Source organism: Psychrobium sp. MM17-31, assembly GCF_022347785.1.
GTDB lineage: Bacteria > Pseudomonadota > Gammaproteobacteria > Enterobacterales > Psychrobiaceae > Psychrobium.
Window position 1 is genome coordinate 807,204 of sequence record NZ_JAKRGA010000001.1, and the last position, 24,994, is coordinate 832,197.

At 43.4% G+C, this 24,994-nt stretch carries 18 protein-coding genes; 10 read left to right on the forward strand and 8 right to left on the reverse strand.

Annotation, left to right across the window (positions count from 1 at the left end; translation table 11 throughout):
- The 4 genes from MHM98_RS03520 to hrpB all read left to right on the forward strand — a co-directional run bounded on the left by MHM98_RS03520 (window position 1) and on the right by hrpB (window position 6,490).
- Complete coding sequence (locus MHM98_RS03520) at window positions 1–2,616, forward strand: alpha-amylase family glycosyl hydrolase (protein ID WP_239437858.1); 2,616 nt, start codon at window positions 1–3, stop codon at window positions 2,614–2,616.
- 114 nt (window positions 2,617–2,730) lie between these two features.
- Complete coding sequence (locus tag MHM98_RS03525; RefSeq protein WP_239437859.1) at window positions 2,731–3,336, forward strand: 5-formyltetrahydrofolate cyclo-ligase; 606 nt, start codon at window positions 2,731–2,733, stop codon at window positions 3,334–3,336.
- Window positions 3,336–4,025, forward strand: a complete 690-nt coding sequence (locus MHM98_RS03530; RefSeq protein WP_239437860.1) for an alpha/beta fold hydrolase — start codon at window positions 3,336–3,338, stop codon at window positions 4,023–4,025. Before MHM98_RS03525 ends, MHM98_RS03530 begins: the two co-directional genes overlap by 1 nt.
- Complete coding sequence (gene hrpB, locus MHM98_RS03535; RefSeq protein WP_239437861.1) at window positions 4,022–6,490, forward strand: ATP-dependent helicase HrpB; 2,469 nt, start codon at window positions 4,022–4,024, stop codon at window positions 6,488–6,490. The genes MHM98_RS03530 and hrpB overlap by 4 nt, the downstream gene beginning before the upstream one ends.
- A gap of 67 nt (window positions 6,491–6,557) precedes the next feature.
- On the opposite strand, the gene MHM98_RS03540 is transcribed toward hrpB, so the two are convergent.
- The 5 genes from MHM98_RS03540 to MHM98_RS03560 all read right to left on the reverse strand — a co-directional run bounded on the left by MHM98_RS03540 (window position 6,558) and on the right by MHM98_RS03560 (window position 9,918).
- Entirely contained in the window at window positions 6,558–7,178 is a 621-nt protein-coding gene (locus MHM98_RS03540; protein ID WP_239437862.1) for a hypothetical protein, read from the reverse strand.
- Between the two features lie 170 nt (window positions 7,179–7,348).
- On the reverse strand, window positions 7,349–7,729 hold the full coding sequence (locus tag MHM98_RS03545) for a hypothetical protein (protein ID WP_239437863.1): 381 nt from the start codon (window positions 7,727–7,729) through the stop codon (window positions 7,349–7,351).
- Window positions 7,730–7,741: 12 nt separating this feature from the next.
- Complete coding sequence (locus MHM98_RS03550) at window positions 7,742–8,089, reverse strand: hypothetical protein (protein WP_239437864.1); 348 nt, start codon at window positions 8,087–8,089, stop codon at window positions 7,742–7,744.
- Between the two features lie 680 nt (window positions 8,090–8,769).
- Window positions 8,770–9,243: a hypothetical protein gene (locus MHM98_RS03555; RefSeq protein WP_239437865.1), complete on the reverse strand. Its 474-nt coding sequence runs from the start codon at window positions 9,241–9,243 to the stop codon at window positions 8,770–8,772.
- A gap of 36 nt (window positions 9,244–9,279) precedes the next feature.
- Complete coding sequence (locus MHM98_RS03560; RefSeq protein WP_239437866.1) at window positions 9,280–9,918, reverse strand: hypothetical protein; 639 nt, start codon at window positions 9,916–9,918, stop codon at window positions 9,280–9,282.
- A 191-nt stretch (window positions 9,919–10,109) separates the two neighbouring features.
- Here MHM98_RS03560 and MHM98_RS03565 point away from each other — a divergent pair, with 191 nt between their 5' ends.
- The gene (locus tag MHM98_RS03565; RefSeq protein WP_239437867.1) at window positions 10,110–11,231 is read left to right on the forward strand and encodes a DcaP family trimeric outer membrane transporter; all 1,122 of its coding nucleotides are present in this window, start codon (window positions 10,110–10,112) and stop codon (window positions 11,229–11,231) included.
- Between the two features lie 66 nt (window positions 11,232–11,297).
- Here MHM98_RS03565 and MHM98_RS03570 read toward each other — a convergent pair whose 3' ends face one another.
- On the reverse strand, window positions 11,298–12,203 hold the full coding sequence (locus tag MHM98_RS03570) for a LysR family transcriptional regulator (protein WP_239437869.1): 906 nt from the start codon (window positions 12,201–12,203) through the stop codon (window positions 11,298–11,300).
- A gap of 251 nt (window positions 12,204–12,454) precedes the next feature.
- Here MHM98_RS03570 and MHM98_RS03575 point away from each other — a divergent pair, with 251 nt between their 5' ends.
- The 3 genes from MHM98_RS03575 (at window position 12,455) to glsB (ending at window position 17,286) form a co-directional block, all read left to right on the forward strand.
- Window positions 12,455–14,155: an L-lactate permease gene (locus MHM98_RS03575; protein ID WP_239437870.1), complete on the forward strand. Its 1,701-nt coding sequence runs from the start codon at window positions 12,455–12,457 to the stop codon at window positions 14,153–14,155.
- A 374-nt stretch (window positions 14,156–14,529) separates the two neighbouring features.
- Window positions 14,530–16,224 (forward strand): D-lactate dehydrogenase, encoded by a 1,695-nt coding sequence (gene dld / locus MHM98_RS03580; RefSeq protein WP_239437871.1) that lies wholly within the window; start codon window positions 14,530–14,532, stop codon window positions 16,222–16,224.
- A 147-nt stretch (window positions 16,225–16,371) separates the two neighbouring features.
- Window positions 16,372–17,286 carry a glutaminase B gene (glsB, locus tag MHM98_RS03585; protein WP_239437872.1) on the forward strand — a complete coding sequence of 305 codons (915 nt, stop codon included), beginning with the start codon at window positions 16,372–16,374 and terminating at the stop codon, window positions 17,284–17,286.
- Window positions 17,287–17,354: 68 nt separating this feature from the next.
- Here the strand turns inward: glsB and MHM98_RS03590 are convergent, their stop codons facing one another.
- Both MHM98_RS03590 and MHM98_RS03595 read right to left on the reverse strand, forming a co-directional pair.
- On the reverse strand, window positions 17,355–20,528 hold the full coding sequence (locus MHM98_RS03590) for an efflux RND transporter permease subunit (RefSeq protein ID WP_239437873.1): 3,174 nt from the start codon (window positions 20,526–20,528) through the stop codon (window positions 17,355–17,357).
- Between the two features lie 12 nt (window positions 20,529–20,540).
- On the reverse strand, window positions 20,541–21,752 hold the full coding sequence (locus tag MHM98_RS03595; RefSeq protein WP_239437874.1) for an efflux RND transporter periplasmic adaptor subunit: 1,212 nt from the start codon (window positions 21,750–21,752) through the stop codon (window positions 20,541–20,543).
- A 263-nt stretch (window positions 21,753–22,015) separates the two neighbouring features.
- Between MHM98_RS03595 and MHM98_RS03600 the strand changes: the two genes are divergently transcribed.
- Both MHM98_RS03600 and mrcB read left to right on the forward strand, forming a co-directional pair.
- Window positions 22,016–22,555 carry a thioredoxin-like domain-containing protein gene (locus MHM98_RS03600; RefSeq protein ID WP_239437875.1) on the forward strand — a complete coding sequence of 180 codons (540 nt, stop codon included), beginning with the start codon at window positions 22,016–22,018 and terminating at the stop codon, window positions 22,553–22,555.
- A 162-nt stretch (window positions 22,556–22,717) separates the two neighbouring features.
- The gene (gene mrcB, locus MHM98_RS03605) at window positions 22,718–24,988 is read left to right on the forward strand and encodes a penicillin-binding protein 1B (RefSeq protein ID WP_239437876.1); all 2,271 of its coding nucleotides are present in this window, start codon (window positions 22,718–22,720) and stop codon (window positions 24,986–24,988) included.
- Window positions 24,989–24,994 lie beyond the last annotated feature (6 nt).

The following is a 24,994-nucleotide window of genomic DNA, read 5'->3' on the forward strand; positions in this document are numbered from 1 at the left end:
ATGATGAAAAAAACACTGTTAACCCTCAGTATTAGCGCATTACTGTTTGGCTGTGACTCTGAAAATACTGAGGCTGCTTTAGTATCAAAAACCAATACAGCAACAGAGCAAACAAGGTTACTGCATGTACCATCGCCGCAATGGCAAGATCAAATCATCTATTTCACGATGACAGATCGTTTTGCCGATGGCGATACAAGCAATAACGATCAAGGACTTGGTGAATATGATCCGACTCGTGAAAGTCACTACAGTGGCGGCGATATTAAAGGATTAATCAATAACCTAGATTACATCAAAAACTTAGGGGCAACCGCATTGTGGACCACCCCACTCGTCGCCAATCAATGGTGGTCTGCGGCAGGAAATTACGGTGGTTATCACGGTTACTGGGCAACTGATTTTAGCGCGGTAGACGCTCATGTCGGTACACTTGACGATTATCAAGAATTATCACATCAATTACACACTAATGGCATGTATTTGATTCAAGATATAGTGGTTAATCACACGGGTAATTTCTTTAATTATAAGGGTGGGCAAGCGGGTTACGACTCAGCAGATACCGCTAAGAATTTTACCTTGTTAGTGCCGCAAGACGCGCCGCAACCAGCGCCAGTTCAAGCTCCTTTTGATCTCATTGACCGAAACAACCCCGAACACGTTGCAGCGGATATTTATAACTGGACGCCATCCATCACCGATTTTAACAATCAATCGCAGCAATATACCTATCAATTGGCTTCTTTAGCAGACATCAATACACGTAATCCCGTTGTGATTAATAACTTTAAAAAAATCTATGGCGATTGGATCAAAAACGTAGGCGTTGACGCATTTAGAATCGATACAGTGCGTTATGTTGAACATGAGTTCTTTAATCGATTCATGCATGATAGCGATGGTATTCACGCCGCAGCTAAAAGTACTGGTCGCGACCACTTTTTAGCCTTTGGTGAAGTCTTTGAGACATCAGAGCCTTATGAAAACAAAGCAGAACAAAGCATTACAAGCTATTTAGATAGCAGTGGCTTACCCCAGCTAAATTCTGTTATTTCATTTCCATTGCATCACGATTTGAAAACAGTATTCGCCCAAGGTTTTCCAACGGCTCACCTTGCTTATCGCATCGAACAACACATGAAGGTTTACGACAATCCATATGTCGTTCCAACTTTTATTGATAACCACGATATGGGGCGCTTCTTAGCCACAGGGGATCTCGCTGGCTTCAAACAAGCGCTAGCAACAATTCTAACCATTCCCGGCATTCCGACTATTTATCAAGGCTCGGCGCAAGCAATGACGGAATCTCGACAAGCCATGTTTAAAGGCGGCTTCATGGCACAGCGCGATTATTTTAATCAAGACAGTGAGATGTTTAAGTTTATTGCGCGTCTCGCCAAACTAAGAACCAGTGATAACTTATTTACTCGCGGTGATTTAAAGATTATTACTGCCAACAAAAATGGCTCAGGCGCATTGGCTTATACCCGCAGCTATCAAGGCCGAACAGTGTTAGTGATGTTTAACACCTCTCGCAATCCAATTTTGCTCGACAGTATCAAAGTAAGTGATCAGGCAGAGAAACTGCGCTCATTATTTGGCGAATTTGCATCGATGCAAACAAACCAACAAGGATTGCTAACAACGCAATTGCCGGGACGGGCAATTATTATTGCTGAACTAGACACTATCGATAATCAATCGTCTAAACCACTGAATAGTATCGCCATTAGTCCACAACATTTTAATAAAACGGTCTCTAAAAATGTGCAACTTACCGGTAATTCTACTTTTATCAACAGTCAGTTACATATTGTTAAAAACACTCGTTTAGATAACGTGGTTACTGTTAATACCGATGCTAATGGACGTTGGCAATATGAATACCCTGTGGTCAATTTGGGACAAGAATTAGTTTCTCTAGTGGCCTATCACCCAGCGACACAAACAACGAGTAATAGCATTAACTTCACCACTGAAGTCACCGATGTAGATTATCGACAACACCTCGATGATCCCGCTAACGACGATACGGGTCTCACCGGAAAACTAACCGCGCCACAACACGATCAAAGTAAGGGACAACAAGATATTACAGCGATTGACGCTGTTATTGGTGGCGATGTTTTATCACTCACTTTAACCATGAAAGAGCTCACCTATGATTGGTTGCCCGCCAATGGTTTTGACAATGTTGCCTTTAGTATCTTTATCGATCTTGGCAAAAATCAGGGCCAACAAACTTTGCCAATGATCAATGCCCAAATGCCACACAATTGGCAATGGGACTTAGGGCATGTTGTGTACGGTTGGGGCAATACAACATTCTCACCTGTTAATAGCAATGCTGAAAATCAAGGTGACAAATTTGGCATCGCGCCACAAGTTGTTGTAGATAAGGAAGCGAAAACGATTAAGTTTATCTACCGCGGCTCAGACTTCGACGTAAGCTCATGGAAAAACGCTAAACTTTATATCACCACTTGGGATATCACAGGTGAAGGCGCCTACCGTCAGCTACAACCAACACCTAGTCCATGGAATTTTGGCGGAGGCCCTGACAACGGCGCCAAAATACTCGATAGTGCAGAGCTTGAGCTCGTCGATTAGCACTCACTTGCGGACGAATACTCCTCGTCCGCATAATTTTTTCACCTCAGCCTTTTGCCTCACCCTCATTTACTCTAAACTGGCTAGCATTATTGCCACTATTTAATGTAAACCATGTCATCTTTTGAGTTGTTCGACAGCAAAACCTTGCGCCAACATATGCGTCAGCAGCGACGTGCTTTAACCACTGTCCAGCAAGAAACAGCGGCAAATGAACTGGCAAAACAGCTTATGCAGCATCAACCAAAGCAGTGTCAACGAGTTGCACTCTATCTTGCCAATGACGGTGAGATAGATCCAACGCCATTTATTCACGGATGCTGGCAACAAGATATTGCCGTTTATCTGCCGGTGCTTCACCCGTTTAGTCGAGGAAATTTGCTGTTTCTTCATTATGAAACAACCACGCCAATGATCCTCAATAAATACGGAATCAACGAACCTGTGCTAGATGTAACCAAGGTGCTTCCAGCCAGAGCGCTCGATGTGATTTACACACCGTTAGTCGCCTTTGATAGTCATGGTAATCGAATGGGCATGGGCGGCGGTTATTACGATCGTACACTGGCAGCCAATCCACACATCGCCACTATTGGCATTGCGCACGATTGCCAACAGGTCGATAAACTGCAAGTGCAACCTTGGGATATGCCATTGCAAAAAATTATTACGCCTACACAAGTGATAACGCCACTCAACTCTGCAAAAAGGGAGGTTTAATGAGTCTACTCAACCCAGAGAAAAAACCAGGGGAATTTGTCGTGTTGCTACATGGTTGGGGCCGCACCGACAAATCGATGCTGGTACTACAATTAGCGCTGCAACACGCAGGTTATGAAGTCGTCAATGTCGACTACCCTTCTAACGACAAAACAATTAAAGAACTGGCTGAGTTAGCAGTAGCTCAAGGAATCTATGAGTGTGAAGCTAAAGGCGCTAAAGTTATTCATTTTGTTACCCATTCTTTAGGCGGCATTTTAGTGCGCCAATATTTCAAAGAGCGCAAGTTAGGTAAGCTAGGTCGTGTCGTGATGCTTGGCACGCCAAATAAAGGCAGTGAAGTCATCGATATGTATCGTAAATTCTATCTATTTAGACAGTTTGCCGGCCCAGCAGGTCTTGCTCTTGGCACCTCGGAAAAGGATGTGCCCAATAATCTGGGGGCTGTGAGTTTCGAATTGGGAGTTATTGCAGGCTCAAAGAGTATTAACCCTATTTTATCCTTGATGCTGCCGGGCGATGACGACGGCAAAGTTAGCGTCGAATCTACCAAGGTTGAGGGCATGAGCGACTTTATTGCCCTACCAACAACCCACCCGACTATGCTCGCTAGCCCTAGTGTCATTAAACAAATGCTCCACTTTCTAGAGCATGGCCATTTTGAAGAACAAGCTAAGGAAAATGTGTGAATCCACCACCTATTGATGCCGTTTTATCAGACATCAACGCACAGCTCACCGCCCACAATCAACTAATTTTACAAGCGCCTCCCGGCGCAGGTAAATCGACCTATTTACCGCTCAAGCTGCTGACTCACCTAAAGTTTAGTGAGCAAAAAATATTGATGCTCGAACCGCGTCGTCTAGCCGCCAAAAACATTGCTCGTTTTGTGGCAAAACAGCTCGGCGAAAACGTTGGTGAAACTGTGGGCTATCGCGTCAAGGGTGAAACTAAGGTCAGTAAAAATACCCGCCTTGAGATCATCACCGAGGGGATTCTCACTCGCATGCTACAAAGCGATCCTGAGTTAGAAAACGTGGGATTGGTGATTTTCGATGAATATCACGAGCGCAGTATTCACGCCGACACAGCACTGGCATTTTGCTTAGAAATTCAAGAAGCCTATCGCGATGATTTGTCCTTGTTAGTGATGTCAGCGACACTAAATAGCGAACAGTTGGGTCAGTTGCTACCAGAGTCTCCCATCATTACTAGTGAAGGACGCAGCTTTGAAGTAACCACCAACTATTTTCCACGCAATAGCAAAGCACCGCTGCCGCCACAAGTTTCTAAGTTAGTCGAACAAGCGATTAGTGATTTTGATGAAAATATTCTGGTGTTTTTACCTAGCGCCAGCGATATCAACAAAACCGCGGCTCTGCTTAATCATCTGCCTGATAACGTCGATGTATTGCCACTCTATGGTCAGTTAAAGAATGATGCGCAAGATAAAGCGATAGCCCCTACACAAAACGGAAAGCGAAAAGTTGTTCTGGCAACCAACATCGCCGAAACGTCAATTACCATCGAAGGTATTAGCGTGGTGATTGATAGTGGTCTGGTGAATAAAGCGGTATTTAACCGCAATAACGGTGTTACAAAACTGAGTAAAGAACAAATATCTCAAGCTTCTGCTATTCAGCGCGCAGGTCGTGCTGGACGTGTTCAAGCAGGCTATTGCTGGCGCATGTGGCCGCAAGAGCAACAAGCGCGATTAGCTAAATATGACATTCCGGAAATCGAGCAAAGCGATTTACTGTCACTCGCCCTTGAACTCGCCAAATGGGGCGTGAGTGATGCGTCACAATTACAATGGCTTAATGTGCCGCCAAAGCACAATCTACAACAAGCACGAGATTTGTTAATTAGCCTTGGCGCTATCGATGACAAATACCAACTCACTAAACACGGTACAGAAATTTATCAATTTGGCAGCTCACCGCGTCTTGCCCACATGATGCTATTTGCTAAATCGCATAACCTAGACGCAACTGCCGCTTGGCTCGCGGCGATGCTCGATCAAACCAATGCCCTTGGCAATGATTTGGATATTAGCCATCAGCTGAACTTTTTAACCCATGGTAAAAACCTCAGCAAGGCGCAGCAGCTTATTAAATCCAATGCCGTCAAATTTTCTAAGCAACTCGGTTGCGAGTTATTCGATGTAGACAGTGACAAATGCGGCTTACTACTCGCTCACGCCTTTCCAGATCGCATCGCCAAACGCCGTAATAAAGACAGCGATGATGTGCAGCTCGCCAATGGCTTTGGCGCAAGCTTGCCCGATAATCACAATTTAAAAGGCGAATACTTAGTAGTTGCCGATCTCATGAGCTTTGCCGCCGTTGGCAACAAAGCCCGTGTATTTTTAGCATCGGAACTTAATATCGATGCGCTTGAGCAAATATCACCAGAGCTATTTTCAGAGCACGAACAACTAGCGTGGAATGATAAAGATCAGCGCGTAAACGCCAGTGCGCAAGTCAAACTGGGGCAATTAGTGATTCGTGAAAAACCACTTACCAATGTCGATACTGAACAATTTAATCAAGCGCTATGTCAGGGCTTGCGCAGCAAAGGACTAGCCTATTTAGATTTTAATAAAGCACAATATCAGCTACTACAACGCCTACGCACTGCTCATTTAAATGAGCCTGACTCTTGGCCTGATTACAGCGAAAGTGCCTTACTCGAAAGCCTAGAAGATTGGCTAGTGCCATTTTTTGATGGCGCGAAAAAACTCGCCTCTCTGAAGAAAATCAATTTTTCTGATGCCTTACTCTCACGCCTAGATTGGAATGAACAGCAGCAGTTAAACGCTCTATATCCAACTCACTTAAAAGTGGCCAGTGGCTCTAACATTCGACTCGATTATGACGACAGCGGCCAAGTAAAACTCTCGGTACGCATACAAGAGCTATTTGGCACAATGACCAACCCAACAGTCGGCCGTAATCAATTACCCGTATTAGTCGAAATGCTCTCCCCCGCCCAACGACCAATTCAGCTAACAAAAGATCTCGTCGGCTTTTGGCACGGCAGCTATGAAGCAGTAAAAAAAGATATGAAAGGTCGTTATCCAAAGCACTATTGGCCCGATGACCCAAGCGTGGCAATGGCAACGACGAAAACTAAGAAAAAGTTGGGGATATAAAAGTTTAAGCCTCGATTGTAATCGAGGCTGAAGTCAAAATGAATATCAAGGCTAATCCTGACTATTCTCAACGAAGCTCTTCAACTAATCCTTCAAGAGATTCAAGTTTATTAGGAACGCCTAACCAAGGAGTAAGCTCATCAAATGAAATCATTTCACCTTGAAACATTTCATTTACAACTGCTGGTGTACACAACGAATCATATTTAGTGTCAAACGCTGCATGTACATGAACTACAAATTTTGTTTCAGACTCCCATTCAACATAGAGTTTACCGAAACTAGCTTCTGCTGTACATCCAGCAACATATGATGAATCTATAGCTGAATAAATAGCTCTTACTTTAGGATTACTAAGTGACAATATATATTCCCCCGAAGGTTTCTCAGAAAAATATAATGTCAACTTCATAACATGCCGTTGCGATGTTCCGGACCAACTATCCCTGATATGGCGACGAACGCCTATAATCCATCCATCATTACTTTTAGCAAGACGATGAACTTTTATAGAAATGGTTTCAGAACCTTTAGCGTCATAAGAGGCTACCCCATCAGTTTCATAACTTTCAAAAGGAGATGAGAGTTCTACACCGTGAACAACAAAAATATCAGTATCAACTTGTTTACAGCCCAGCATTAAGGCACTAAACACAAGTCCAATAAATAAAGTCAGTTTATTTTGCACAACCACAAGCTCTTATTTTTCCACTAATGATAGCTATTTTTCGGAGGGACAACCATTAAGCCGGGATACGAGTCGCCGCTTTATATAGAGTATATTTTAATGGTTACTCTTTTATTATTAGTGACAAGTCTTCTCTTTCAATACTAACGAAATCCACAACATACTTTATATTACTCATCAACTAAATTGAGTTTATTAAGTTCACCGTGTTTTATAACCCCATCAGTTATTGATAGAGTCGTTTGAAAATTTATTGATTCCACAGTACTAGAACGCTCTAAATAAATTAACTTAGCTGTATTTGAACGAATTGTAATGGATATATCAAAATCACTTAACTCTCTTTGATCAACAACGGCAAAACTTTCTCCAGTAAATAAATCATGTTTAAAATAGCTATTTATCATTGGATATGAATAGATCAAAACTTTTAGTGCTCGACCATCGATATAACCTTCTTTAAGATTCGAGTTATCTTGCGAAATACCATATCCAACCACCAAAATAAAGCATAAAAAAACAACCGTCCCCACTCCACTTAAATACTTCATAAAACCTCGAAATTATTTATGATCGACTATTGAAGATACCGTATTTTTTTTCATATCAATTGTTAACGTGATATCGCCTCCAGATATATCTTCGCGTTTATCAAAATAATGAACATAAACCTTCCCATTTTTATGGGAAACTTTAACATAGTAATTTTCCAGAAACATGACTTGTGGCATTGGTGTTTTTATCTCACTTTCAGTCAAATTAGCTCTGCTAGCCAAGTAATTATTAGCAATCAATATTGCTTTAAAATCTTCACCAGTTATTTTAACTGTGTCGGTTTTCAGGTCTGAAAACAATAGCACTGAGCCAACTCCTAAAAACATAGCTACACTAATACTTAAAATAAATTTCATTTACAACCACGCGATAATTTTGATCGTCACTGCTCTTATCGAATACTCTAAATCCATCTCTGTGTCCCTAAAAATAATCATCGTTATCGCTGCTCAAACCTTTAAGTTAATTCGTAAAACATAATAAGTGTGAGTCAACTTCTCTTTCTACATCGCAAAAAGACTGTGGTGCGAATAAATAAACTAGAACTATTAATACAATAAGTTCAATAGTTATATATGTTAATAACCTTTTCTTTTTAATTGCCATTAAAATATGTTCCTTTAAATGCATTCAAGAAATTCAAATTCGCATTTAAGTTAATAAGCCACTTTTAAACCTGTCCTCCTATCAAGGTATGAAACTCAATCGCGATCCACATAAATTCTAGATAGGCAACAACACTACCCAAAATAAAAGTAATCAGCATGATAAAAATTGATTTAGTTGCTCGCTTATAGATACATACAACGAGTAACACAGGAAGTGTAAAAATCATTAACGAGAGATAATTGAGCCACCCAACTTTCTGCTGCATTCCCACAACAAAGACCAGATCTAACAAGCATAAAAATATCAAATAAATCAACGAGATTGATAACAACACACTCAAATAACTAAATAACTTTCGTTTAATCATTATCTGTTCAAATTAAAAACTATTTCCAAAGAATTTCTTCATACAATCAACATTAGAAACCTAAACATCAATATTAACTAGTAGAGAACAAAAGTATCTCGTCCTAAAAGTGTTACTCGGCCATAAATCAGAGGTGAACTCATTATTCACCTTCTCCTTCTCAAGGTATAAAGCAGCTTCTTTAATCCCTAAACTAGAAAAATACTCCCATTCACTCGATTCAACACATACACTTTCGAGAATAGATTTGTAAAATTTTCGGATAAATTCGACTAATACAGTTTTGCCAAATATATACTCACACTCTTTCAATGCATCAAAAATCCAATTCCAAGATACATCAATAATGGACTGAGGTACCTCGTGTTCTGTGACAAAACCACAATCTTGAATTAAAAATGCCAGAAAAGAAAAATTAACATAATCATCGAGCTCTAGCTTTTCATTATTCAACATTGCAGCTAAATAAGATTCAAACGCTAACGTCGCTCTATTTTCGTTTTCCGCAATTCTGGCTATTTGTAAAAATGTCATGAATACCTATAAGTAACTGTTGTGAAATTTTTAAAACTACTCTCGAAGTAGCTCCTGATGCATTCCTTCGAAAGAATCTAGTTCATTAGCAACACCCAACCAAGGTGTTAATTGGTCAAATGAAATCACTTCTCCTTGAAAGACTTCATTAATCAATTCTGCTCTGCAAAACATTCCATGTTTCATATCAAATGCTCCATTCACATCTACGGTGAACTGAGTTTTAGACAGCCATTTAAAGTGAACACTTCCAAAACTCGCTTCGGCAGCGCAGCCTTCGACATATTGCGGATTAATTGAAGAGTAAATAACTCTAACTTTATCTCTGTCTTTAGCTAAATCATACTCTTTACCAGACAAGGGCTTTTCTGAAAAAGACAATGTAAGTTTGGTTACATATCTTTGCTGAGTCCCAAGCCAAGCATTTCTATAATGTCGACGAACTCCTACTACCCAGCCATTTTGACTTTCAACTAATCGATGCACTCTTATAGGAATGGTTTTAGCCCCTAACGGGCCAAAAGAAATCGTTTGCTCGTTGCTAAAGCTTTCAAGCGGCGATAGCAGAGTTGCATTTTGTATAGCAAATACATCTGTTTTTATTTGCGAGCAGCTGCATATCAAAAAGCTGGTGATAACGACAAGTGTTAAAGAAAAGTATTTGTTTCTTAACATACTAATATACTTAATATAATGGCTTCCAATCATCATCTCAAAGACAATAACAAAACTGCAAGAAATACTTTATAAAGCCACACTATTACCCCAATAAAAGAAAAAGTCTTTCCCTTTATATCCATTTATTACATTTAGATTAGTTCTTAGGCTACTCCCTCAGTCATTATTAAAACAACAAAGGAAAACTGATGAGTAACACAAAGAAAAGCCTCCTTGTAGGTGCCTGTTTAGCGGGTCTAAGTCTAAATGCAACAGCGGTTGAAATCCTCAACATCAAAAACGGCGATCAACAAACCAAGGTCTCTATTGGCGGTTACGCCAAGTTAGACGTTCGCCACGTATCAGGTGATATTGCTTACCAAGATTACTGGGTTGCAAACTTCCCAGGTGGTCAAGCAGTAGATACCTCTCACACTGGCATGAGTGTAAAAGAGTCACGCATCAACGTAAAAGTTCAACACGGCGATATCATTGGTTTCGTTGAGATGGACTTTTTTGGCGGCGGCGGTAATGAAGTGGTAAGTAACTCTTCAAACCCACGCTTACGTCACTTCTTTATCGACTACAAAAACTGGAAACTTGGTCAAACATGGTCGACTTTCATGCCATTACACGCACTACCTGAAGCACTAGATTTTGGTGGTCCTCACGTCGGTGAAGTATTTAACCGTCAAGTTCAAGTACGCTACACCACTGGTAACTGGCAGTTCGCTATTGAAAACCCAGAAACAAATGGCGACGGCGATGTAGGTAGCCCAGCAAGTGCCGTTGGTCTTACTGGTACACAAGCCGATAGTGATGAAAGCACGCCTGATTTAATCGCTCGTTACAATCACAAAGCTGATTGGGGCATGGTATCGGTTGGCGCGTTAGTGCGTAAAATTGATCAAGGTGGTCTTGATGAAACTGGCGTTGCTTATAACGTTGCAGCAAAGATCAAAACGGTTGGTAAAGATGACATTCGTTTCCAATACACAGGTGGTGATGCAGGTCGCTACGTATCAGCGGGTATGACAGCAGATATCGTAACTAATCCTCGCACCGATAAAACTGTGGTTGAAAGCAGCAAAGCGTTCACCGTGGCTTATCGCCATTACTGGAATGATACGCTGCGCAGCACCGCTTATTACGGCGCAGCTGAAACTGATGTGCTAGAGCGCAAACGTAGCCATTGGGCAGTTAACTTAATCAATAGTGTTAACAGTCACTTAGATGTTGGCGCCGAGTTTGGTAACTACGCCATTGATGATGAAGGTATTGAATCTATCGATTCAAACTACTTGCAGTTGTCGGCGAAGTTTAAGTTCTAATCAAACTTAGCTGATAAAAAAGGCGTGTAGCTCTCGACACGCCTTTGTTTTCCTAAACTAACCTCTTTAATAAAACATCTCTTTCTTATTTTGAAAGCTCTCTCGTAAGTGCTCCACCAACAAATTAAGCTTTTTATCCGGCTGACGCGAACGGGGATAGACCGCATATACACCAAGCTTTTTACCAACATAGTTATTTAAAATAGAAACTAATCGACCGTTGTCTAAATCACCACACACTAGGACTCTTGGCAAATAGGCGATGCCTACGCCAGCAAGCGCTGAGCGTCGCAATGAATCTAGATTATTAGAGTAAACGCGCCCCTTCACCTGCATGTTAAATTCAGCGTCATCCTCAACAAAACGCCAAGTTTCAGCCCCCTGCCCTTCATATTTATAAAGCAAGCAATCGTGTTGTTCTAGCTCACTAGGATGGCTAGCAATACCGTGCTTATTGAGATAGGCAGGACTGGCGCAAATCACCCAATCGGAATTAATCAAACGACGGGCAATAAGCGATGAATCTTCCAAATAAGCGGTACGAATTGCTAAATCATAACCCTCATCGAGAATATTCATCACGCGATTACTAACCACCAATTCAACCTCAACTTCGGGATATTGCTGACAAAACGCCGCAATGGCATCACTCACCAGCACGTGAGACGACACCGCAGGCGCTGTCACTTTGATTTTGCCGCGCATGGTATCGCTATAACCGTTCACCGCATCTTGGGCATCTTGTAGGGCCTGTTTTGCCAATCTTGCCTTGCCATATAAGGCCCGACCAGCATCAGTGAGGCTAAGTTTTCGTGTGGTGCGATAAAGCAATTGCACGTTCAAAGCCTCCTCTAGGCGACCAATTCGTTTACTAACAACGGAATTGGTTATGTCTAACTTATTGGCAACTTTAGAGAAAGATCCTTCTTCCACCACTTGAACGAACAAAAACACATCATCGGCCTTTAGCATCTCACACCTTTATTATGTCAAAAAAAGAAAAAGAGAATCTCTTTCATCAATATATATCAATAGTTGAGTTAATTGTAAATTGCTAAAACTTTTGCTGAGTAAACTCAATAAAAGTAATGCGAATGTAGATGACGACTTAACCAGTTAGGAAATATAAAAACTAAGCGTCGTTTCATATCGTGAAAATAGGAAGACTACATCCCCAAATCGGATCATAAATAAAAATATAAACATAATTAGGAGTCCCGATTATGAACGAATTAACCCTAGGCTTGTTAGCCCTAGTGCCTATCGCACTGGCAGCCTTATTATTAGTTGGCCTGCACTGGCCTGCTAAAAAAGCCATGCCAGTTGTTTTGGCAGCCACCGCCGCCCTCGCTATTTTAGTGTGGGACATGTCAACAAACCGCGTTATTGCCTCTGTATTACAAGGCTTAGGCATTACGGCGTCGGTATTGTGGATTGTATTTGGCGCAATTTTCTTGCTCAACACCTTAAAACACACAGGTGCTATTCAAGTGATTCGCCAAGGCTTTACTAACGTTTCACCAGATCGCCGTATCCAAGCCATCGTTATAGCTTGGTGTTTCGGTACCTTTATCGAAGGTGCTTCTGGCTTTGGTACGCCAGCCGCTATTGCTGCGCCTTTACTAGTCGCTATTGGTTTCCCAGCTGTTGCTGCGGTACTTATGGGTATGATGATTCAATCAACACCAGTATCGTTCGGCGCAGTTGGTACACCAATAGTTATCGGTGTAAACAAAGGCTTAGACACAACGGCGATTGAAGCCAGCCTTGCTAGTCAAGGTTGGACTTGGGAGCAATACTTACAATTAATCACTGCAGATGTTGCCATCATCCACGCCATCGTGGGAACTGTGATGCCGCTGTTTATGGTAATGATGCTAACCCGCTTCTTCGGCGCAAACCGCAGCTGGAAAGAAGGATTAGAAATCTTGCCATTCGCACTATTCGCTGGTCTAGCTTTCACCATTCCTTACGCGCTAACTGGCATTTTCTTAGGCCCAGAATTTCCATCGCTTATCGGTGGTTTAGTGAGCATGGCCATTGTGGTTACAGCGGCTAAACGCGGCTTCTTAACGCCAAAAGCAGCGTGGGATTTCGAAGACAAATCGCTATGGCCAGCAAACTGGTTAGGTAAACTTGAAATCAAAACAGACGTTGCGACTGGCAACGCCAAGATGTCACCGTTTGTCGCTTGGATTCCTTACTTAATCGTTGCGCTATTACTGGTATGCTCTCGCGTATTTGGCGACTTCAAAGCATTCCTTGCTGGCATCAAAGTTGGTGCGACAGATATCTTGGGTGAAGTAGGCGTCAACGTAGCCTTTAGTCCACTGTATTTACCGGGTGGTTTGCTTATTATCAGTGCATTGGTTGCTTTGTTATTACAAGGTCAGTCAGGTCAACGCGGCAAGGTATTTACCAGCGCAGTAAGTGAGTCGACCAAAACCATTTTAAGTGCTGGTTTCGTGCTGATTTTCACCATTCCAATGGTGCGTCTATTCATTAACTCAGGCGTTAACCTTGCTGATTTACCGAGTATGCCAATGGCTGCTGCGCAAATGTTTGCTGATGCATTCGGTAGTGCATTCCCGCTAATTAGTCCAGCAATCGGCGCGTTAGGTGCTTTCATCGCTGGTTCTAATACGGTATCGAACATGATGTTTAGCCAATTCCAATTTGAAGCAGCAACAGCATTAAGTTTATCACCAGCAATCATCATTGCAGCACAGGCAGTAGGTGCAGCGGCTGGTAACATGATTGCAATCCACAACGTGGTTGCAGCAAGTGCTACCGTTGGTCTATTGGGCCAAGAAGGTGCAACTTTAAGAAAAACTATCTTACCAACGATTTACTACGTGTTGGTGGCAGGCTCAATTACCTTGTTTGCTATCTATGGATTAGGTATTAGCGATCCGCTTGCTTAATAAAAAGTGATGATTCCGTTGTCGAATTAATTAGCAATAGTGAATCGTTTGGTGTGCTTATCGAGCTATTCGGAAATTTTGAGTACAGCGATAGCACACCAGTTACTTTTCTTTGCGTCGCCAAAGAAAAGTAACCAAAAGAAAGGCGACCCGAATTTTATCGCTTGATCTTAAATGATAAATTGCCTATTCAATAACGTATTTGATCCGCATCCCTGCGGCAAATACTCAAAAATCATCCCTGATTTTTGTATTGGTCAATTTCTAATTTAAGGCGATAAATAGCGGGAATGGCCGCGCTGAAAATCAGCTAATAATCTTAGCTATAAAGAATTACATAGTTATTACCGTAGCTGTAATAATATGAGGACGATATGAACAACGCACAAGTCATCAGTCAATTAGTTGAGGTGTTGGATAACGATCGCGTTACCACCAACGCCAAGAAGAATGAGCACTATCGCACAGGGTGGCGCTCGGGTGGTGGCAGTGCGTTGGCGGTAGTATTTCCTCATAACTTAGTGGAGTTTTGGCGCGTCCTCGAAGTTTGTGTCAGCAACGATTGCATCATGATTATGCAAGCAGCTAACACGGGCTTAACCGAGGGCTCGACGCCAAGCGGTGACGAGTACGATCGCGAGATTGTCGTCATCAATACTCTCGCCATGAACAAGCTATTGGTGCTTGGCGATGGCGAGCAAGTGGTGAGCTTTCCCGGCACCACACTACACACGCTAGAAAAAACCTTAAGGCCGCTTAATCGCGCGCCGCATTCGGTGATTGGCTCATCGTGTTTAGGCGCGTCTATTGTTGGCGGCATAGCAAATAACTCAGGTGGCGCGCTAGTTAAGCGTGGCCCCGCCTATACTGAGCTTTCGCTATACGCTTGGGTCAATGCCCAAGGTGAGCTAAAGCTTGTCAATCACCTAGGTATTGAGCTGGGTGATTCTCCCGAAGAAATCCTCGCTAATCTCGAAAGCGAGAACTTTAAACTCGACTCGCTGGTGACAAAAGAAAAAGCCAGCGCATCAGATTATCAAGACAAACTACGCGACGTTGATGCCGACACCCCATCGCGCTTTAACGCTGATACCTCTCGCTTGTATGAAGCCAGTGGTTGTGCCGGTAAAATCGCGGTTTTTGCGGTGCGTTTAGACACCTTTGAAGTCGCCAAACAAGAGCAGACTTTTTACATAGGCACTAACAGTGAGCAAACACTGACTCAACTGCGCCGCCAAATGCTATCGAGCTTTAAAAATTTACCAGAAGTTGGTGAATATCTGCATCGCGATTGTTTCGACATTGCGGAAAAATATGGCAAAGACACTTTTATCAGCATCGAGCGTTTAGGCACAGATCGCCTACCAAAGCTGTTTGCGCTTAAAGGTCGCATCGACGCCACATTAAACAAGTGGCCAATAGTGCCAAAATATTTAACCGATCGCGTGATGCAATTTGCCAGCAAGCTATTTCCAGCCCACCTGCCAGATCGCATGATGGAATATCGCGACCAGTATGAGCATCACCTTATTTTAAAAATGAGCGATGAGGGTATCGACGAAGCAAAAGCATTTCTGCAAGACTTCTTTAACGATCATGAAGGTGATTACTTTGTTTGCGATCAAAGCGAAGCAAGTAAAGCTTATCTCCAACGCTTTGCCGCTGCCGGAGCCGCTATTCGCTATCAAACGCTACACGCCGATAAGCTTGGCGATATCTTAGCGCTAGATATTGCACTGCGCCGTAACGATATCAACTGGATAGAACAATTACCGAAAGAAATCAGTAGCCAAATCGAAAAGAGCCTCTATTACGGTCACTTCTTCTGCTATGTATTCCATCAAGATTACGTCCTTAAAAAAGGCGCAAATGCCAAAGCAGTTAAAAAGGCCATGCTGGCACTGCTAGATTCTCGCGGCGCTAAATACCCGGCGGAGCATAACGTCGGTCACCTTTATAAAGCGGAAGATGGTTTACAAAATTTCTACCGCAGCCTAGATCCCACCAATAGCTTTAATCCAGGTATTGGCCAAATGCACAAACACAAGCGTAATTGCGCTTGTTGTTAACGTCTTAGAGCACGGTTTAATACACTTTGTATTAACCATGGCAGTTCGCTCAGCCGAGTCTCCACGACTCGGCTTTTTTGTATTGAAAATCCCCAATTAATCACTGATAATCCGCCGCCCTAAGCAGTTATCAAGTGAATTACCTAGATGTCCATTAACGAATTACTTGAAAGTATTTACCAACAAGCAGCGCTTCAACTCGGCCGTGGTGAAGTTGCGCAATATATTCCAGCGCTTGCCGAAGTCGATGCCAATCAATTTGGTATCACTATTTGCGATATTCAAGGCAATGTTCACAGTGTTGGTGACGCGCAAACGCCGTTTTCAATTCAAAGTATTTCAAAGGTCTATAGCCTAACGCTTGCTATGCAAAACTTAGGTAATAAAGTATGGCAACGGGTGGGAATGGAGCCGTCGGGGCTACCATTTAATTCGCTAATTCAGCTTGAGCAAGAGCAAGGACTGCCGCGTAATCCTTTTATTAATGCGGGAGCCTTGGTCGTCGCAGATATGATTGAATCGAGCTACGCCACACCGAGCCTTGCGATTAAAAACTTTGTCAGAACATTGGCCGCCAATCCTGAAATTCAGATCGACAGCAAGGTCGCGCAATCGGAGTATGATCACCGCGCTCGCAATGCGGCTGCTGCTTATTTAATGAAGTCTTTTGGCAACTTTAACAACGAAGTCGAAGATGTACTGATGAACTACTTCTCGACTTGTGCCATCAAGATGTCTTGTGTCGATTTAGCCAAATCCTTTAGCTATCTCGCCAACAAAGGCCAATGTGTATTTAGCAACAAACGTATTCTCCCAGAGCAACAAGCAAGACAAATTAACGCGCTAATGGCCACCAGCGGCTTGTACGATGAAGCAGGTAAATTCGCTTTTGAAGTAGGCTTTCCCGGCAAGAGCGGCGTTGGCGGCGGCATAATCGCCATCGTACCCGGCGTGTTATCCATCTGCGTATGGTCGCCCGCCCTAAATAAAACTGGTAATTCTTACGTTGGCATAGAAGCCTTAAAACTTCTGTCTTCTCATATCGATTGGTCGGTGTATTAAGCTAAGCCTCAAACTAAAAAAGCCCCGATAGTAATTACTATCGGGGCTTTTGTTATCTAAGAATAAAGCTAGCTGTTCGCTGCTTTTTCTTCGGCTAATTCACGTTCGTGATGCTCTTTGATCTCAGCCGTCACTTCGGCTTTAGAGCGTTTGTCTGACATCTTGCGATCTGTTAGCCAGTAGTAGAACAGTGGCACGAAGAAGACAGCAAGGAATGTCGCGGCAATCATGCCTCCCATAACACCAGTACCTACACTGTGGCGGGCGCCAGCGCCTGCACCAGTACTTAATGCTAGCGGTACAACCCCCAAGATAAAGGCTAAAGATGTCATAACAATTGGTCTAAAGCGCAGACGGGCAGCTTCTAATGCCGAAGCGCCAGTACTCCAGCCTTCTTGCTTCTTCATCAAGGCGTATTCCACGATTAAGATAGCGTTCTTACTCGCCAGACCTAACAAGGTCACTAGACCGATTTGGAAGTAAACATCGTTTGTTAAACCTGCGATCCATACCGACACTAGCGCACCGAAGATACCAAATGGCAATGCCAATAATACCGACAATGGTAATGACCAGCGCTCGTAAAGTGCAGCAAGGATCAAGAACACCATGATTACCGCCATACCAAGGGCAAGACCAGTAGAGCCTGAGCTACGTTTTTCTTGATAAGCAGTACCCGTCCACTCGAAACTCATATCTGATGGCAATACTTGCGCCGCGATACGCTCGATTTCGGCAATGGCTTGACCAGAGCTGTAGCCCGGTGCCGCATTACCCAGCAGTTTAACCGCCGACAGGTTGTTATAGCGATCTAGACTATCAGGACCACTGCTGTACTCGATGTTGGCAAAGGCCGAGATTGGCACCATTTCGCCGCTGTTACTTTTCACATAAACACGGGCGATATCTTTAGGCTGCATGCGAAACTCTGGCTCAGCCGACATAAGTACCTGCCATGTACGACCAAACTTGTTGAAGTCATTGAGATAGTATGTACCTAAGGTTCCCGCCAACGCGTTAAACGCTTGGTTAATAGGAACCCCCATCGCACGCGCTTGTTCGCGATCAAGTTCTACTTTCAGCTGCGGCGTGTCTGAACGCCATAGTGTTTGTACACCAGCTAAAATTGGACTTTGCTGCGCAGCGCCCATCACGGCTTGCATGCTTTGCTTAAGCTTTTCAACACCACCTTCACCGCGATTTTGAATGTAAAATTCAAAACCACCAGTATTACCCAAACCTGGAATTGCAGGCGGGTTAAAGGCTAACACCAAGGCTTCTTTGATATTGGCGGTTTTCATAAATAACTCGCCAACTAGCTGTTGTACGCTAACTTCACGGTCATCCCAGTGACTTTGGGTAACAAACAGCGTTGCCGCGTTATTTTTGTAACCGCCACCTAGGAAATCAAAGCCCGTGAATGACACTACGTTTTCGTTGGCAGGATTAGACTGAATAGCCGCGACTACTTCATCAACAACCTTTTGAGTACGCTCTAGTGACGCGCCATCAGGGAGGAATACTGCTGAAATGTAGAAGCCTTGATCTTCTTCAGGCACCAATGAACCCGGTGTTTTCATCCACATATTGGCGGTAATCGCAATCATGCCACCAACTAATACCAACGCCACTAAACCGCGACGTAGGAAGAAGCTTACGCCATTGACGTAATATCCGGTAATGCGTTGGAACAAGCGATTAAAGGCATCGAAAAATACGTTAGCTTTCTTGTCTTCGTGTTTCAGTACCATCACACATAACGCCGGTGTCATGGTTAAAGCAACCACGCCAGATAAACTTACTGCGATAGAAATAGTAATCGCGAACTGTCTAAATAGCTCACCAGTTAAGCCGCCCAAGAAGGCGATAGGAACGAATACCGAACACAGTACTAATACGATAGCGACAACAGGACCACTTACTTCTTTCATCGCCTTAATGGCTGCATCACGCACGTTTTTACCCTCTTCGTGCATAATACGTTCAACGTTTTCCAGCACTACGATGGCATCATCTACCACAATACCTATCGAGAGCACCATACCAAACAGGGTCAAGCTGTTGATGGAGTAATCCAGCATGTACAGACCAGCGAAGGTACCTAATAAAGATACTGGTACTGCCAAGATTGGGATCAAGGTAGCGCGCCAGTTCTGAAGGAATACGAATACTACGATAAATACCAAGATCATCGCTTCAGCAAGGGTTTTAACAACTTCGCGAATCGATACTTTAACAAAGCGCGTCGTGTCATACGGCAACGAGTGCTTTAAACCTTGTGGGAAACGTGTTTCTAATTCTGCGATAGTGGCATTAACTTCATCGGCAACATCAAGCGCATTAGCTCCAGGTTGTAAGAAGATACCAAGTAGAACAGCTTCTTTACCGTTGATACGACCGTCAAAATCATAGTCTTTTGAACCCAACTCTACACGCGCAATATCTTTAAGGCGCAGTGAGCTACCATCGCTATTCGAACGAATAATGATGTTTTCAAACTCTTCGGCCGACGATAAACGACCTTGCACTTTAACACTGTAAACCAGCGATTGTGGCGTGGTTGAGGTTGGTGTAGCACCGATGCGACCAGCAGCATACTGCGAGTTTTGCTCGCGCACGGCGTTGCTGATTTCATCAACGGTGACACCTAACTGACTCATCACATCTGGGCGAAGCCAAATACGCATCGCGTAGTCTTTAGCACCGAAGATTTGTACGCTGGTTGTCCCAGGAATACGCTTGATTTTATCTAACACGTTTAAGGTAACGTAATTAGAGGTCCAGAGTGCATCACGAGTATCATCAGGGGAATAGAATGCATGAACGTGTAAGAAGTTCGACGAGCCTTTAGCCACTACCACACCTTGACGGCGAGTTTCTTCTGGCAAGCGCGCTTCAACTTGTTTAACACGATTATTGACGTTTACCGAGGCTTGATCAGGGTCGGTACCAATTTCAAAGGTTACCGTGATAGTAGTCGCACCCGCACTGGTTGAGGTTGATGACATATACATCATGCCTTCAACACCAGTAATGGCGTTCTCAAGTGGCGTAGCCACCGTTTGCTCCAGCACTTCTGCCGACGCGCCCGGATATACCGCAGTTACCTGTACTACAGGTGGCGACATCTCTGGATATTGTGCGATGGACAAACTGCGCATCGCCGCCAAACCCGCCAAGATAATAAATATAGATATTACAAAGGCGAATATGGGTCTATCGATAAAATAACGAGAAAACATATAACTTCCTCTCTATTGCGCAGCTTGCGCAGCATCAACTAAACGCACAGGCATGCCAGGGAAGAAGATACGCGCCATGCCATCAACAATCACCTTATCGCCAGTTTTTAAACCGCTACGAATAATCCAACCATTGGTGATAGTGTCGCCTTGTTGCTCTTGTACCCATTCACCAACAACCACTGGTGCAGGTAGTGCAACGTCCATACCTTGCTCATTTTTAGCCATCACATAAACAAACTTGCCAAGGCCGTTATCTAATACCGCGCGTTGTGGCACAACATAGGCATTTTCGCGAATAGCACCTTCAAGTACGACGCGAACAAACTGACCTGGACGCAGTGAAAAATCAGAGTTTGGTACAATCGCTTGCAACTCACTAGTACCCGTTAAGCTATTGATACGAATATCGCTGAAGTTAACTTCGCCTTCTTGTGGATGGAATGAGCCATCAAACAATTTGATTTTAGTTTTCCAGTGGCCACCTTCTGGCAGCGTCAGTGCACCTGATGCGGCATCATTACGCATTTCTAACTGCTCACGCTCAGACAAACCAAAGCGCACACGAATTGGATCGATTTGCGTTAGCTGTGTTAGTAGTACCTCAGGACCTGAAACATAAGTCCCTTCAGAAACTAATTCACGACCCGCGATGCCATTTACTGGTGAAGTCACCTTTGAATAATCAAGACGCAGCTGCGCTTGGTCTAAACGAGCTTCTGCTGATTTAACATCGGCAATGCTGATATCCAAGGTTGAAATAGCATTGTCTAACTCGCGTTGTGATACCGAGTTTTTAGCACGCAGGGGTTTTAAGCGTTTCACTTCACGTTGTGCTTGCTCTAAACGAGTATTGGCCGCGTTAAGTGCCGCTTTACTTTGATCTACTTCTACCGCATAAGTTTTTGCATCAAGGCTAAATAACGATTGTCCCGCCGTTACCTTGTCACCTTCACTGAAGTTACGGGTTTGCAGGATACCTGAAACCTGAGCGCGAACTTCTACCTCTTTGGCACCAGATAAAGTTGCTGGCAATTCAATGCTAAATGGCACTGAACGTGTTTGCATTTCCATGATAGCCACAGCAGCAGGCGGCATTCCACCTGCTGGTGCTTGATCATTTTTCTGCTCACAGCCAGCCATCGCAGCGATAACACTCATCACTAACGCGCCTTTGGCGAAAGATGTTGATTTGAACCTACTGAATAAGCGATTAGTCGTCATAATAAATCCACTGGAGATTGATAAAAAATGGGAACAGTTTGGGATAAAATTACTCCAACCCCAAAACTACACTGTGCAGTATACTTTTTAATTTTAAGATGTAAATCGTTCTCAACTAAATATGTCGAAGATCACACAAATTTCGTTTTTTGTACAATTTTTAATTGAAATTGAAGGAAAACTCGTGACGGCCAAAAACGCTTGATTTTCCATCATCAACTCCATAGCATGCCTGCTTACTTTGACTATTTAACTGCAATTTTATGACCACTAATAAGCAACCAACAACCTCTTCTACGCAGCGCTGGCTTAAGAGTTTTGCCCAGCTACTTGTTATTGTTGTTTGCTTTATCGCAGTATCATTATTTCTGTCTCGCAACATGTTGGCGACTAAAACTCCCGCCCCCAAGTTAATCGTCAACCAACATTTGTCACCATTGCACTTAACTGACAAATCTAATGATTTAGCGTTTAGCGAAAATGAGCCTACCTTGGTTTACTTTTTTGCGCCTTGGTGCACCGTCTGTGCGCTAAGCCAACCGTCGTTAAGTTCATTTCAACAAGTAAAACCCAATGTAAAAATCATAATGGTGGCCTTGGATTGGGAAACCAGAGAGCAAGTTGAAACATTTAAACAAGAGCATGAATTTGAACACCAAATATTACTTGGCGATCACCACATAAAACAACAATGGCGAGTGGATGCCTACCCAAGCTATTACTTCGTTAATGGCAATGGCGAAATTTCCAGTAAAGATCGTGGACTTGTTACCCTGCCCGGTCTAGTGGCTCGCGCACTATAAGCGTCAGAAATAACGGGATAATTATTGCTATTTAAGCCCCTCGCAGTACACTTAAGCCAGTTGATTAAATAGATTTTTGAGAATTGATTAGTGGCTGCAAAATCCAAGTCAAAAAAGAATACATCGAATAGTAAACCGCCTCGTACTTGGCTCAGAAAAACCATGCACTTTTTTGCCAAACTCACCTTTGTTGGCATTGTGGTACTAGGGGCTTATGCCATTTATCTCGACAGTAAAATCGACCGTAAATTCTCATCAGATCATTGGCAAATTCCCGCTAAAGTTTATGCCCAGTCTTTAACGCTAACGCCGCGTCAGCGCATAGCTCGCAATCAGGTGATTAATGAATTAGAGCAGCTAAATTATCGCCGAGTGAGCAATCCAACATCACCGGGTGAATATTCGATTTCCAAAACTAAGATCGACATCAATCGCCGCGCCTTTTCTTACATCGACGCGACCTATCCGCAGCAGCGGGTGATGATGAAGTTCAAAGGCAACTACTTGCAATCGATGACCGACCTTGCGACTCGTAAATCCTTGGCGCAATTTAACATTGAGCCTAAATTGCTAAAACGCATCAGCAATTCCAGTAAAGAAGACCGTATTTTTGTGCCGCGTGAGCAAATTCCAGAGCTGCTAGTTGCAACCTTACTGCATATTGAAGATCGTAACTTTTATCAGCATCAAGGCATTGCACCGCTATCAATCTTGCGTGCACTAGTGGCGAATATCAAAGCAGGTCGCACAGTTCAAGGTGGTTCCACTCTCACCCAGCAACTGGTTAAAAACGTCTTTTTAACTCGTGAACGCTCCTTACTGCGCAAAGCCAATGAAGCCCTTTACTCACTGCTTATTGAACTGAAATACTCTAAAGATGAGCTGTTAGAAATTTATCTCAATGAAGTTTTCTTAGGGCAAAATGGCCCATTGAGTGTCAACGGTTTTGGACTGGCAAGTGAGTTTTACTTTGCTCGTCCTATCGATGAGCTAACGCCAGAGCAAATTGCATTACTCGTCGCTATCATTAAAGGCCCAAGTTATTACAGCCCGACTCGCTACCCAGAGCGCGCATTGGAGCGCCGTGATTTTATATTGCGCCAAATGGTCAATAATAACTTCATTAGCGACAATGACTACAAGCGAGCTGCCAAAGCGCCGCTAGGGCTAAAGAGTAGCGTTGCTAAACACGGTCAATTTCACGGTTTTATGTCGCTTGTGAAAAGAGAATTAGCGACACGATTTACCCAAGATTTCTCCAGTACCTCAGGGATTTCTATCTATACCACCCTTGATAGTAGCGCCCAGCGTTTTGCGCAGCAGAGCCTGAGTGAACGGGTCAAAACATTAGAAAAATCTAGCAAAACAAATAAGTTAGAGGGCGCAATCGTCGTTACCAACTATCGAAGCGGTCAAATCAAAGCTGTCGTCGAAGGTAAAAATGCTAACTATGCAGGATTTAATCGCGCCCTTAATGCTCAGCGTCCGATAGGCTCGTTGATTAAGCCATTTATTGTCGCTAGTGCATTAGAAAACATCGGGCAATACAACCTTGCCACGCAACTTGAAGATAAAGCCATTAGCCTCACTAACAACGAAGGCGAAGTATGGAAACCGCTTAACTACGACAAGAAGTTTCGTGGTCACGCCAATATCCTCGACAGCCTCACCCACTCCTATAACATACCGATGGTAAACCTTGGTATGGATTTAGGTTTAGACACAGTCTCACATACCCTTGAGCGTGCAGGCTGGGACAAAGAATATAAACTGCGTCCATCAATGTTGCTTGGTGCTATTGAAACCAGCCCTTGGCAAGTGACTCAGCTGTATCAAACGCTGGCCAACAACGGCGAGCAGAAAAAGCTGCATGCGGTGCTCGCTATTACCACGCAAGAGGAAGAAACTTTCTATGCGTATGAAAACCTTCCTGTTCAAGCCATTACACCACAGGTCAGTTTTTTAACGCGTTACGCCATGAATAAGGTCACCACTAAAGGCACAGCCAAGTCGCTGCGTTGGAAAAACAAAGGCCTGTCACTGGCGGGAAAAACTGGTACTACCGATGATTTACGTGATAGCTGGTACGCGGGCTTTGATAATAACGAGGCTACGGTAGTTTGGCTGGGGCGTGATGACAACAAGCCTATTGGCCTAACAGGCAGTACAGGTGCACTCACCGTGTATAGCGACTTTGTCAAAAAGCGCGGAGGGGTTTCACTGCCACTGGGTAACCCAGCCAGCATTGCCACAGGATATTTCAATGCCGTCACCGGTGCGGTAAGTAACAAATCTTGCGCTAATATTATTGCAGTACCAGTGATGGAAGCGACTTTAACTACTGGCGGCTGTGATAATCAAGCTGTAGAAAAACCGAAAAACGACAAGAAAGCGCGTAAATCCGTATTCGATGATTTCTTTGGGCTGTTCTAACAAGCT